This window comes from Rhizobium sp. 9140, assembly GCF_900067135.1.
In the GTDB taxonomy this organism is placed as follows: Bacteria; Pseudomonadota; Alphaproteobacteria; order Rhizobiales; family Rhizobiaceae; genus Ferranicluibacter.
Genome location: NZ_FJUR01000001.1, coordinates 282,860 through 294,790 on the forward strand (window position 1 = coordinate 282,860; position 11,931 = coordinate 294,790).

At 64.6% G+C, this 11,931-nt stretch carries 10 protein-coding genes; 6 read left to right on the forward strand and 4 right to left on the reverse strand.

Annotated elements, in window-relative coordinates; translation table 11 throughout:
- Positions 1-24: 24 nt before the first annotated feature.
- From modA to modC, 3 genes are read left to right on the forward strand one after another with little or no spacing between them, the layout of a single operon-like run.
- Positions 25-783 (forward strand): molybdate ABC transporter substrate-binding protein, encoded by a 759-nt coding sequence (gene modA / locus GA0004734_RS01355; RefSeq protein WP_092935740.1) that lies wholly within the window; start codon positions 25-27, stop codon positions 781-783.
- Positions 784-843: 60 nt separating this feature from the next.
- On the forward strand, positions 844-1,545 hold the full coding sequence (gene modB, locus GA0004734_RS01360) for a molybdate ABC transporter permease subunit (protein WP_092930554.1): 702 nt from the start codon (positions 844-846) through the stop codon (positions 1,543-1,545).
- Positions 1,542-2,627 carry a molybdenum ABC transporter ATP-binding protein gene (gene modC, locus GA0004734_RS01365; protein ID WP_092930556.1) on the forward strand — a complete coding sequence of 362 codons (1,086 nt, stop codon included), beginning with the start codon at positions 1,542-1,544 and terminating at the stop codon, positions 2,625-2,627. The genes modB and modC overlap by 4 nt, the downstream gene beginning before the upstream one ends.
- A gap of 48 nt (positions 2,628-2,675) precedes the next feature.
- Here the strand turns inward: modC and GA0004734_RS01370 are convergent, their stop codons facing one another.
- Both GA0004734_RS01370 and purU read right to left on the reverse strand, forming a co-directional pair.
- Positions 2,676-3,041 (reverse strand): winged helix-turn-helix domain-containing protein, encoded by a 366-nt coding sequence (locus GA0004734_RS01370; RefSeq protein ID WP_092930558.1) that lies wholly within the window; start codon positions 3,039-3,041, stop codon positions 2,676-2,678.
- Between the two features lie 110 nt (positions 3,042-3,151).
- Positions 3,152-4,036, reverse strand: a complete 885-nt coding sequence (purU, locus tag GA0004734_RS01375) for a formyltetrahydrofolate deformylase (RefSeq protein ID WP_092930560.1) — start codon at positions 4,034-4,036, stop codon at positions 3,152-3,154.
- A gap of 351 nt (positions 4,037-4,387) precedes the next feature.
- Between purU and GA0004734_RS01380 the strand changes: the two genes are divergently transcribed.
- The 3 genes from GA0004734_RS01380 to GA0004734_RS01390 are packed head-to-tail and all read left to right on the forward strand — an operon-like array spanning position 4,388 to position 8,255.
- The gene (locus GA0004734_RS01380) at positions 4,388-5,962 is read left to right on the forward strand and encodes a flippase (RefSeq protein WP_175386167.1); all 1,575 of its coding nucleotides are present in this window, start codon (positions 4,388-4,390) and stop codon (positions 5,960-5,962) included.
- A gap of 26 nt (positions 5,963-5,988) precedes the next feature.
- Positions 5,989-7,176, forward strand: a complete 1,188-nt coding sequence (locus tag GA0004734_RS01385) for a glycosyltransferase family 4 protein (RefSeq protein ID WP_245292313.1) — start codon at positions 5,989-5,991, stop codon at positions 7,174-7,176.
- Between the two features lie 11 nt (positions 7,177-7,187).
- Positions 7,188-8,255: a glycoside hydrolase family 5 protein gene (locus GA0004734_RS01390; protein WP_092935742.1), complete on the forward strand. Its 1,068-nt coding sequence runs from the start codon at positions 7,188-7,190 to the stop codon at positions 8,253-8,255.
- On the opposite strand, the gene GA0004734_RS01395 is transcribed toward GA0004734_RS01390, so the two are convergent.
- Positions 8,242-9,543 (reverse strand): hypothetical protein, encoded by a 1,302-nt coding sequence (locus tag GA0004734_RS01395; protein WP_092930566.1) that lies wholly within the window; start codon positions 9,541-9,543, stop codon positions 8,242-8,244. The genes GA0004734_RS01390 and GA0004734_RS01395 overlap by 14 nt on opposite strands.
- The gene (locus tag GA0004734_RS01400; RefSeq protein ID WP_175386169.1) at positions 9,543-11,639 is read right to left on the reverse strand and encodes a GumC family protein; all 2,097 of its coding nucleotides are present in this window, start codon (positions 11,637-11,639) and stop codon (positions 9,543-9,545) included. Before GA0004734_RS01400 ends, GA0004734_RS01395 begins: the two co-directional genes overlap by 1 nt.
- Between the last annotated feature and the right edge of the window lie 292 nt (positions 11,640-11,931).

Sequence of the window (11,931 nt, forward strand, 5' to 3'; positions counted from 1 at the left end):
ACACGAGCCGCGCTGGCGATTGCCATGGTTGCCTTGGCGTCGCTTGCGACACAGGCGACGTTGGCGGCCCCGGCCATCGCTGCGGATAACGTGACGGTCTTTGCCGCTGCGAGCCTGAAAAACGCGCTCGATGCCGTGAACGACGCCTGGCAGCGGCAGAGCGGGCATGCGGTCACCACCTCCTATGCCGCAAGCTCGGCCCTGGCCAAGCAGATCGAGGCGGGCGCGCCGGCCGATATCTTCATCTCCGCCGATCTCGCCTGGATGGATGACATCGCCGGGAAAAAGCTGATCCGCGAGGACAGCCGCTCGACGCTTCTCGGCAACCGTCTCGTTCTCGTCGCGCCTGCCGCGGACGCGAGGCCGGTGGAGATCCGGCAGGGCTTCGACCTGAAGGCGCGGCTAGCCGGCGGCAAACTCGCGATGGGGGCTGTGGAAGCGGTGCCGGCCGGCAAATACGGCAAGGCGGCGCTCGAAAGTCTCGGCGTCTGGTCGTCGGTCGAAAAGGATGTCGCGGGTGCGGAGAACGTCCGCGCCGCCCTCCTCCTCGTCGCAAGGGGCGAGGCGCCGCTCGGCATCGTCTACGAAACGGACGCCGCTGCCGATCCGTCTGTCAAGATCGTCGCCACCTTCCCCGAGATCTCACACCCGCCGATCGTCTATCCGGTCGCCATCCTGTCGGAAAGCACCCATCCGGACGCCGCCGCCTATCTCGACTTCGTCCGCTCGCCCGCCGCAAGGCCGCTCTTCGAGGCACAGGGCTTTACCGTTCTCGACAAATAGGGAAAGGCTTCCATCCGGCCTTCGAGTCGGGCCAATGGCGGCGCGAAGGACATGGCGACTGTGGACTGGCTGGCGCTCAGCGATGCGGAATGGACGGCGATCCGGTTGAGCCTGAAGGTTTCGACCGTGGCCATGCTGTCGAGCCTGCCTTTGGCGCTTCTGGCTGCGATGGCGCTCGCACGCGGCCGGTTCTGGGGGCGCTCCCTCTTGAACGGGATCGTCCATCTGCCACTGATCCTGCCGCCCGTCGTTACCGGTTTCCTGCTGCTCATTCTGTTCGGCCGGCGCGGTCCTGTCGGTGCCTTCCTCGAAACCTATACGGGCCTCGTCTTTTCCTTCCGCTGGACCGGAGCGGCCCTTGCCTGCGCCATCATGGGCTTTCCCCTGATGGTGCGCAGCATCCGCCTGTCGATCGAGGCGGTGGACGGACGTCTGGAACAGGCGGCCGCCACGCTCGGGGCGTCCCCCGCCTGGGTCTTTGCCACCATCACGCTGCCGCTGATCCTCCCCGGCATCATTGCCGGCATGATTCTCTCCTTTGCCAAGGCCATGGGCGAGTTCGGCGCCACCATCACCTTCGTCTCCAACATTCCCGGCGAGACGCAGACGCTGTCGGCCGCCATCTACACCTTCACGCAGGTGCCGGGCGGCGATAGTGGCGCACTCCGCCTGACGCTCGTCTCGGTCGTCATCTCCATGGCGGCGCTGCTGCTGTCGGAGTGGCTGGCCACTGCCGCCGCGCGCAGGGTGTCCAGCACATGACGCTCGATGTCTCCGTACGCCACCGGCTCGACGCCTTTTCGCTCGACATCGCCTTTACGGCCGAGGGCGGCATCACCGCCCTGTTCGGCCGCTCGGGCTCCGGCAAGACCTCGCTCATCCGCATCCTTGCCGGCCTGATCCGCCCGGACGACGGCCACGTGCGGCTCGACGGCGAGACGATCCTCGACACCGCAAGCCGGACCGTCATCCCGCCGCACCGCCGGCGCTTTGCGACGGTCTTTCAGGAGGGACGCCTGTTTCCGCACCTCAGCGTGCGGCAGAACCTGCTCTATGGCCGCTGGTTTTCCAAGGCGCCTGACACGCGCGAAGAGCGAGAACGGGACATTGCGCGCATCGTGGAACTCCTCGGCATCGCACCGCTCCTCGCTCGCCCCACGACCAATCTCTCCGGCGGCGAAAAGCAGCGCGTGGCAATCGGTCGGGCGCTTCTGGCACGCCCGCGCCTGCTCCTGATGGACGAGCCGCTCGCCGCTCTCGATGAGGCGCGCAAGGCCGAGATCCTGCCCTATCTCCAGCGCCTGCGCGACGAGACGGACATTCCCGTTCTCTATGTCAGCCATTCCGTCACGGAGGTGACGCAGCTTGCCGACCGCGTGCTGATGATCGAGAACGGCCGGCTGACGGCCAGCGGCACCGCGTCGCAGATGCTCAGCCTGCCCGGATCGAGCGGGGCGATCAGCCGCCGCGAGGCGGGAACGGTGATCGAGGCAACGGTTGCGCAACACCAACCCGATCCCCGGATCGTCAAGGTCGCCGCCGGCAGCCTGACGCTCTGGCTGGCCGGCACCGAGCGAAGACCGGGGAAGCACCTGCGCCTGCGGATCGCCGCCCGCGACGTCATGCTCGCCACCCGCAAGCCCGACGGTCTGAGCGCGCTGAACATCATCGAAGGGGTCGTTACCGGCATGGAGCCGGCCGGTCACGATCAGGTCGATGTCGCGCTCGATTGCGCCGGCACCCGGCTGACCGCGCGCATCACCAGCGTCTCCGCCGACATGCTGGGCCTTTCGGCCGGAATGGCGGTCCATGCCGTGATCAAGACGGTGGCGCTGGATCCTTGAAAGCGTGTCGCCTGAAAGTGTGGAGCGGCGTCTGGAAAACGACATGCCTCAAGACGAGGCGCGATGCGCCTCGAGCCAGGCGATATCCTCCGCCATAGCCGCGAGCGCCTTTTCCTCCATGGCCCGAAACCGTGCGATCAGCGCTTCGCCGAACGGTGTCACCAGCGCGCCGCCGCCCTGCTTGCCGCCGCGCTGCGAGATGACCGAATCCTCTTCGAACATCGCGTTGAGGGCGCTGACCAGCAGCCAGGCGCGGCGATAGCTCATGTTCATGGCACGACCCGCAGCGGAGATCGAACCGGTTTCGCGGATATGTTCGAGCAGCGCGATCTTGCCGCGCCCCAGCCGCTCCAGTCCGGAAGGGCCGGACAGATCGAGCCGGATAACCAGCCGTGGCGGCGATGTCTGGACCATGGCGTCATCCGGCGTAGCAGGCGGGAACGGGAACGGAGGTCACGCCCTCCGCGGCCGCATGGGAACGTGAAGCGGCCGCGCCTGTCAACCGCCATCGCGAGCGGAAAACCTCAGCCCATCCGCTCGGACGCGTAGGAACCCGGACTTGCCGGAAACACGATGGTGCGGTTGCCGTTCATGAAGACGCGGTGGTGGATATGGGCATGCACGGCGCGGGCAAGAACCTGGCTCTCCACGTCGCGTCCGATGGAGACATAATCGTCGGGCGACTGCGCATGGGTGATGCGGGCGATGTCCTGCTCGATGATCGGACCCTCATCGAGATCCTCGGTGACATAGTGAGCCGTCGCGCCGATGAGTTTCACGCCGCGCTCATAGGCCTGCTTGTATGGGTTTGCGCCCTTGAAGCTCGGCAGGAACGAATGATGGATGTTGATGATGCGGCCCGACATCTTCTTGCAGACGGCATCCGAGAGAACCTGCATGTAGCGGGCCAGCACGATCAGTTCGGCATTCGACTGTTCGACGATCTCCATCAGCCGCGCCTCGGCCTCGATCTTGTTTTCCTTCGTCACTTTGATGTGATGGAAAGGGATGTCGTGGTTGACGACCACCTTCTGATACTCGAAGTGGTTGGACACCACGCCGACGATCTCGACCGGCAGCGCGCCGATCTTCCAGCGGTAGAGAAGATCGTTGAGACAATGTCCGAAACGCGACACCATCAGAAGCACCTTCATGCGCTTTGCAGAGTCGTGGATCTGCCACGTCATGGCGAAGGTCTCGGCGATGGCCACGAACCCGTCCTGGATTGCGGCCTCAGTGACGCCTTCCTCGGAAATGAAACTGACACGCATGAAGAACAGGCCGGTCTGAAGATCGTCAAACTGCGAACTGTCAACGATATTGCAGCCTTGCGTGGTCAGATAGCCGGAAATGGCAGCCACGATGCCGCGAGTGGATTTGCAGCTGACGGTCAGCACATAGCTCTTCATGGGGTTTGTCTCTCGCCTTCGCAGATCGCCGCGGACGCAATCGTCCGGCAGGCCGCAAGCTAGCGCGCTTGCGAACCCTCCGTCCATCCGCTTCGCGACATCCGCTAGCAGGAACCGGCCATCCGGTCACTCCCGCGTCGTCGCCATGAATTTTCAGCCAACCGGCTTTCCCCCCGGCGCAGATGCATCGTCCGAACCCTGTTAACATCCCAGTTACCCTTCCGAGCACATGCGCGGATCTCTGCAGCATCCATTAGTCTTTGCCCGCTACATCTGCCTTCTGAACGACGATCCGCGTACGGAAGCGGCGCTCTGTCCTGTTCGGTGACGGTAATGACCCGGGAAGACCCTATGTCCACGGAAAAGCCCAAACGGCAATTATCGGTGAATTTCGCCATCAACGTTGCAGGAGCGATCGCACCGATCGTGATCGCGCTTGTGACGGTACCCATTCTCGTGCGCCATATCGGCGATGCCCGCTACGGCGTCATGTCGATCGTCTGGGTCCTGCTCGGCTATCTCGGCTTCCTCGACCTCGGCCTGTCGCGCGCATCGACGAATGCCCTGTCGCGCCTGCCATTCTCGGCAAAGCAGGAACGCTCCGAGATCGTCGCGACCTCCTTCATTCTCAATATGGCGCTGGCGAGCCTCGGTGCCATACTTCTCTATTTCGCGGGCAATTTTCTCCTGCTCACCGTCTTCACCGTGCCGCCGGAACTCGAAGCCGAAATCGCGACGGCTCTGCCGTTCATCGCCTGCCTGCTGCCGCTCGCCCTGATTTCCGGCTTCTCCATCGGCATCCTCGAATCGCGGGAGCGCTTCCTGCTCGCCAACGCGCTGCAGATCGGCGGCATGATCGTCGGGCAGATCGTGCCCGTTCTCTGCGCCATCTTCATCTCGCCCGATCTCTCGGTCATCATTCCCGCCGCAGCCCTCTCCCGCGCGGCCTCCGTCGTCTTGGCGACGCTGATCGCGCTCTATACGGAGCAGGGCTTCCGCTTCGACCGGTTCCGGTTCGCCAAGGTCCGCTCCCTGATGAATTACGGCGGCTGGATCACGCTGTCCTCGATCATCCTGCCGGTTCTCAACACGCTCGACCAGATCGTCATCGGCAAGACGCTCGGTGTCAGTGCCGTCACCTACTATTCCGTGCCGATGAACCTCGTGATGCGCAGCCAGGTCTTCACCAGCTCGCTCGCGCGCACGCTGTTTCCCCGCCTGTCGAGCCTTCCGCGCGCGGAAGCCATCGCCATTTCCGAGCGCGCGATGATGGTGAGCGGCATTCTCTATGCCGGGCTTTGCGCGTCCGGGATCTTCCTCATGCGGCCGTTCCTCGACCTGTGGATGGGACCGCCTTTCACGGCGATTGCCGGCACCGTCGCCGTCGTCCTGCTCATGGGCAGCTGGCCGAATGCCCTGACCTTCGCCCCCTACACCCTTTTACAGGGGCAAGGCCGCCCCGACATGACGGCGAAAATCCATGTGGCGCAGATGGTGCCCTATGTCCTCCTGCTGCTGGTCCTGACGTACCAGTTCGGTATTCTCGGCGCCGCCATCGCGTTTCTCTGCCGCGGCTATCTCGATTGCAGCCTGCTCATTCTCTTCTCGCAGATGCCCCGGCGCATTTTTCGCGAGCTGATCCCCTCCGCGGTTCTCGTCGTGGCGGCAGGTGTGCTCCAGTTTTTCCTTGCGGGCTCGACCGTCGCTCTCTTCGGGGCCGCCTGCGTCAGCATGCTCATCGCCATCGTGCTTCTGCGCCTTCAGGAGCGGGCAATCTTCGATGAAACCCTGTCGGTCGCAATCAGCACATGGAAGCGCCGGACATCACGGGGTGAAGCGGCCCCCGTTACGAACCCGTCGACTGTCGGACGCACCTTTCCGCCCGCGGTCACAGCGCCGCAGACGGTCGAGAACCCGGGAGCCTGACGGTGGCGATGCAGGAGCGGAACGACATGATCCCCGAGGTTCGCAAACCACTGATCGTTCAGGTCGTGCGGCAGTTCCTGCCCAACCGCGGCGGGCTGGAAGACGTGGTGGCCAATCTCTGCCATTCGCTGCCCGAGCGGGGCTTTCGCGTGCGCGTCGTCACCTGCGATAGCCTGTTCTCCGAGCCGGAACGGGGACGCCTGCCCGTCGAGGAGGTCATCGACGGCATTGAGATCGTCCGCATTCCCTGGCGCGGCTCGACCCGCTATCCCATCGCCCCAGCCGTCTTCCGGCATCTGCGGCAAGCCGATCTCGTCCATGTCCACGCCATTGACTTCTTCTTCGATGCCCTGTCCTGGGGACGTCTCCTTCACCGTCGTCCGATGGTCGCGACGACCCATGGCGGCTTCTTCCACACCAAGGCCTTTTCGGCCCTGAAGAAGACCTGGTTCAACAGCGTTACGCGCGTGTCCGCCCAAGGTTACGCCAACATTATCGGCTGCAGCGAGGCGGATGTGCGCACCTTCCAGCCGATCGCCGGCGACCGCGTTCGCCTGATCGAGAACGGCGTCGATATCCGCAAATTCGAGGACGCTGCCGCCCGCGTACCGGCACGCCGGCTCGTTACCATCGGCCGCTTCTCTTCCAACAAGCGGCTGCCCTTGCTGATCGAGCTGACCGCAGCACTCAAGGCCAGCCACCCGGACTGGAGCCTCGACATCATCGGCGTTCCCTCCGACCTCACGGTGGACATGCTGCAGGCCGAGGCCCGCAGACAGGGGGTCGAGACGGCCGTGACCGTCCACAGGGGACTGACCAATCCCGAAATCCGCCATCGCCTCTCCGAAGCATCCCTGTTCGTCTCGGCATCCGACTATGAAGGCTTCGGCCTCGTGGCCGTCGAGGCGATGAGCGCAGGCCTGCTTCCGGTGCTCAACGCCAACGCCGCCTTCACCGATCTCGCGGGTCGCCATCCGGAGTTGTCTCTCTGTGATTTTACCGACATCGCCGCAACGGTCGATACTGTGGAAGCCGCCTATGCGCGCCTCAAGGCACAAGGACCCGCACTCCGGGCCGATCTGATGTCCGCGGCCCAGGCCTATGGCTGGAGTGCCGTGGCCGACCGCTACTGCGACGTCTACCGCTCGGTGCTTGGCCTTGCCTCCTTGTCGCGTCCCGCTATGTCGTTTGACACGACCGCCCCTGCCCGATGAGGACCGACACCATGCAACCGACACGTTCTCTCGCCGGACGCGCCGCCCGTCTCTTTGCGCTTGCGGCCTGCCTTTCCACTGGCGTCCAGCCGGCACTGGCCGGCTGCTTCAACGGCATCAATCTCGCAGGCGCGGAGTTCGGCACCATGCCCGGCGTGTTCGGCAAGGAATATACCTACCCCTCCCAGGAAACGATCGACTACTTCGCCGGCAAGGGCTTTAACACCGTCCGCCTCCCCTTTCGCTGGGAGCGCATCCAGCGCAGACTGAACGGCCCCCTTGACCGGGAGGAGCTCGCCCGCCTGAAAGAAAGCGTCGCGGCCATGCGCGCGCACGGCCAGACCGTCATTCTCGACCTCCACAATTTCGCCCGCTACAACGAGAAGATCGTCGGCACGAAGGACGTGCCGGCCGCGGCGCTCGCCGATGTCTGGGCACGCCTTGCCAAGGTCTTCGCCAACCAGAAGGGCGTGGTCTTCGGACTGATGAACGAACCCTTCGACATGGCCCCCACCGCATGGCTCCCGCCCGCCAATGCCGCGATCGCCGCGATCCGCAAGACGGGTGCGAAGAACCTCGTGCTGGTGCCCGGCGTGTCCTGGACGGGCGCACATAGCTGGCAGGCGGATATCGAGGGTTCCTCCAATGCCTCGACCATGATCGACGTCAAGGACACGGCCAACAACCTTGCCTTCGAGGTTCACCAGTATCTCGACAAGGACTTCTCTGGCACGAATGACGATTGCCCGCGTGGCGACGATGCCGCAGCAGCCCTTCGCGCCATGACCGACTGGTTCCGGGCCAACGGGACACGGGGCTTCCTCGGTGAATTCGGCGGATCGGCGACATCGGACTGCATGATCGGGCTGGCCCGCATGGTCGATGTGATGGCGGAGGACAACGACGTCTGGATCGGCTGGACCTACTGGGCCGCCGGTGACTGGTGGTCGCCGGAGGAACCTTTGAACATCCAGCCGACCGAAACGGGCGACAGACTGCAGCTGAAAGCCCTGACGACGCGCAAGCTCGCCCGCGAGGAAGACGCCTGTCCGGCACTGGACGCCGTCAAGCCGCGCTGACGTTCCGGCCGGCGGGCGCTGCGGAACCCGGATCTTGCGGCTTGCGGCCGAGCGCTGCGTCCTCGAGCACCGAAATAGTGCCGAACAGGAACCACAGCAATCCCGCGGTCTTGATGGAGTAGCCGCTGTCGCTGATGATCATCAGCAGCAGCAGGTAGACGATGACCATGCCATGGAAGGTCCGGGCCTTCACGCTGTTAAGCGGCGCGAACACGAGCAGGCCCCAGAGTCCCATGAAGCCGAACAGGCCGAACTTCGTCAGCGTATAGGCAAGCCCCGAATCCGCCGTGAACTGCGTCGTCGTCTGCGCGCCGAACACCACGCGCAGATCGAGCGAGGTGAGAAGGTGCGCGGTCACCTGGAACCGCCCGCCGATATCGTTCGGCCCGCCCTGCGTACCCGACTGGATGCCGTAATAGGCAAGCACCGCCAGCATGATGAATGGCAGCACGTACCATGCAAGACGCGGCATGAAGCGGTAGACCGGCAGAAGCAGCGTCATCAGGATGCAGGTGTAGAGCCCGAACCGCGCATCGCCGAGCGCGATCACCGTGAGGGCAAGAAAGAGCGTCGCGAAGCGCAGACGCATGGTTGGCCGGAACAGGCACCAGCCATAGACGATCGCCCCGAAATTGCCGACCGAGACCGGCTCCAGAAAGACCGATGACACGCGGTGCATGCCGAGAAACGGCAGGATGGTGCGCGCGCTCGGCCGCATGCCGCTGATGAAGAGGCCGGTGGTCTGGCCGTAGAGCTGATCGACGGTGACGCTGCCGCGCGCGAGATAGTAGCCGATGACGTTGAAGAAGGAGATGTAGACGTCGAGCGCCATGTACTCGAACAGGCCGACGGCCACCACGATAGCCGCCGAGATAAAGACCAGCCTGTCGGCAAGCTTCAGGTCCTGCAGCGTCCGGCCGGCGAAATAGAAGCCGATGGGAATGAGGATGTCGCGCACGGCCTTGAGGTCGGGCGCGCCGCGCATGGTGAAGAGGAAGATCATGTAGGAGATGTAGACGGCCAGCAGCATGTAGGGTGCCGTGCGCCGCCCGAGCGCCACGATGAAGACGCAGCCGACCAGCACCATTTCCGACATCATCACATGCCCGTCGGAGACCCGCATGACACGTGTGTTGACGAGGCAGAGAAGCGCGTTGAAGACGAGGCCACCGATGACGCTGAAGGCCGCAAGCCGCGTGTAGAGCCCCCGCCAGGCGTCGTCATTCTTGGCCGCAAGACCGCCGACCGGCAGGGCATATCGCGCGGATACGTCCTGAAGAACGCTCATCAGGCGGCCGCCTCGACGATCACGACGCCGACGAGCTTGGTTCTCCAGGGGCCGAGCGTCTGTGCGAGATCCTTGAGGTCGGCGCGACCCACCCGGCCGGGCCGCATGACGATGGCGATCGCGTCGCTGTCCTTCACGAAGGCCATCAGCCGCGCGGCATTCTCTTCCCCCGTGGCATCGACCACGGAAAAGTCAGCCGGTGCCGGCTTGATCGCCGCCGACAGGAGCGAGCCCGAGGCGCGACTGCGCTGCCGCGGCATGGCATGGCGATCGAGACGGCGGTAACTGACGCTGTCGAAAGCCGGGACACCGCCCATCTGCATGCGCTTCAGCGTGCCGGCCAGCAGAGACGAGGCAGGCACGGATGCCGCTGCGATATCGACGGCCGCACCCGTATCGGCCAACGCGAGCGCGATGTCGCCCACCAGCGTCTCATCCGGCTTTTCCATGCCGGGCGAGAGAAAGACGATCCGGGCCGGCAGGGCCGCAACCGCATCGGTCAGCACATAGGCCGAGCGCGTGACGCCGGCCTCGCGTTGGCGTTCTGCGGCATGCGACCGTGCAGCCGCCTTGCCGGAAAACGGCAGGCGGCGCTTCATCCGCCCGACGAGACCGCCGGTGCGCCGCGAACGCCCGGAAGGCCAGCCATCGTCCGGCACATCCGATGTTCCCCGCGTCTGGCTACCCGTCCGGCGTGCCGCGATGCGGGCGATGACGGGGACGCCGAGCGTATCGACGATCTGCCGGTCGGAGGTCACGCGCCCGTCGAGCAGGTCCAGCCCGACGGCGATGGCCGATCCGGCCGCGGCCCCGAACAGGAAGCCGGCGATGGCGACCAGCAGGGCGGAGGCCCGCGTCGTCTTTGTCGGCGGCAGGGCCTCCGAGATGATGCGGGAATTGCCCGAACCGATATCGTACTGGCGGCTCAACTCTTCCGAGCGCGTGACGAATGAGGTGTAGACGCCGCGGATCGCATCGGCCTCGCTCTGCAGTTGCGCAAGGGTCGTACGCGCATCGCCGCTGTCGCCATTGGCGTTGCGAAGCGCGGCGAAGCGCGTTTCGAGCGCCGCGACATTGGCCTTGCTGCGCTCATAGGTATTCCGCACCGAATCCTGAACGCGCTTCAGCTCCGACTCCAGTGCCCGCCGCATGCTTTCGGCCTGCGCCTGCGCCGTTTGGAGCTGCGGATGGCGGCTGCCGAGGCTGGTCTGCAACTCCGCCAGCCGGTCGAGCGTCTGCGCATAGCGCGTGCGCAACGTCGTGACCGACGTCTGCTGCAGCGCTTCGGGGATCGCGCCTGAGGCGAGATCGCCCGTCGTGAGAGTGCGAACCTGATTGTAATTGATCTGCTGCTGCTCAAGGGCTGCGCGGGCACTGCCGAGCTGCTGCGTCACAGCCTCGAGTTGCTGGTCGGTCACAAGGCCCTTTTCGCCGGTGCTGATCAGGCCGTTCTGCGTACGGAACTTGACGACCTTGTCTTCGGCTTCGAGCAACCGCTTGCGCAGCTCTTCGGCCTCGACCTGAAGGCTCATGCTGGCCTTGAGGCTCTTGTCGGACCCGATCTTGTTCGCCTTTTCCAGGTAGATCGCCGAGACGGTATTGGCGATCTCGGCGGCGCGCGCCGCGTTCGGATGCTGGGCGGTGATAGTGAAGACTAGCGACTGGTCGGCACGGGCGATGATAAGGTTCTGTGCGAGCGTCGCCGCAGCGCCCGCCGCTGCCGCCTCTTCCGAAACGGGGGCCGGTGCCGACCGGCCGAGAAGCCGGCCGATCAGTCCCACCTTCGCCTGGAAAAAAGGATCCTCCTGCAATGCGAGCTTGCGCGCGGCCTCGGAGAGAACGCTGAAGGACTGCATGACGTAGATCTGGCTGTCGATCGCCTGCTGCGCCTGTGCCGGTGCGGCGGTATCGCCGGCAGACTGGCCGACGGCGGCAAGCCGCTCCGGGTCGAGCAGGATCTGGGTTGAGGCACGGAACACGGCCGGCTGGCTGAGAACGAAGGCAAACCCCAGGCCACCGAAGATCAGCGCCGTCACGACGACGATGCCGATGCGGCGCATCACGATCGACGGAAGTTGAAAGACGTCGATGTCCATAGGGCTTCCATATCCACGCCAGGTTGTTTTGTCAGCGCTCAGTTTCGGCTCGGCGGGATTCGGACAATGACCAGCAGCCCGCACGAGGTTCTCGATCCGAAGAATTGACAGCTTATGGTTAACAACCCCTGAACGTTGCGGCTTACGTAGACGCGAAGCACAGCATTTGCAGGGACTTAATCGAGCGGATTTCAGAGCCGGCGCCATATCAGGCGTCACTTGAGGAAACTTTAGCTATATTCCTTAGGCCGTTTTTAGCCTGCAAGCGCTATCCCTGCGTCATCAGAGCCAC

Coding starts and splice junctions, on each gene's coding strand:
- modA (WP_092935740.1), top strand. CDS start 25: ATGGTTGCCTTGGCGTCGCTTGCGACACAGGCGACGTTGGCGGCCCCG.
- modC (WP_092930556.1), top strand. CDS start 1,542: ATGACGCTCGATGTCTCCGTACGCCACCGGCTCGACGCCTTTTCGCTC.
- GA0004734_RS01370 (WP_092930558.1), bottom strand. CDS start 3,041: ATGGTCCAGACATCGCCGCCACGGCTGGTTATCCGGCTCGATCTGTCC.
- purU (WP_092930560.1), bottom strand. CDS start 4,036: ATGAAGAGCTATGTGCTGACCGTCAGCTGCAAATCCACTCGCGGCATC.
- GA0004734_RS01380 (WP_175386167.1), top strand. CDS start 4,388: ATGTCCACGGAAAAGCCCAAACGGCAATTATCGGTGAATTTCGCCATC.
- GA0004734_RS01385 (WP_245292313.1), top strand. CDS start 5,989: ATGATCCCCGAGGTTCGCAAACCACTGATCGTTCAGGTCGTGCGGCAG.
- GA0004734_RS01390 (WP_092935742.1), top strand. CDS start 7,188: ATGCAACCGACACGTTCTCTCGCCGGACGCGCCGCCCGTCTCTTTGCG.
- GA0004734_RS01395 (WP_092930566.1), bottom strand. CDS start 9,543: ATGAGCGTTCTTCAGGACGTATCCGCGCGATATGCCCTGCCGGTCGGC.
- GA0004734_RS01400 (WP_175386169.1), bottom strand. CDS start 11,639: ATGGACATCGACGTCTTTCAACTTCCGTCGATCGTGATGCGCCGCATC.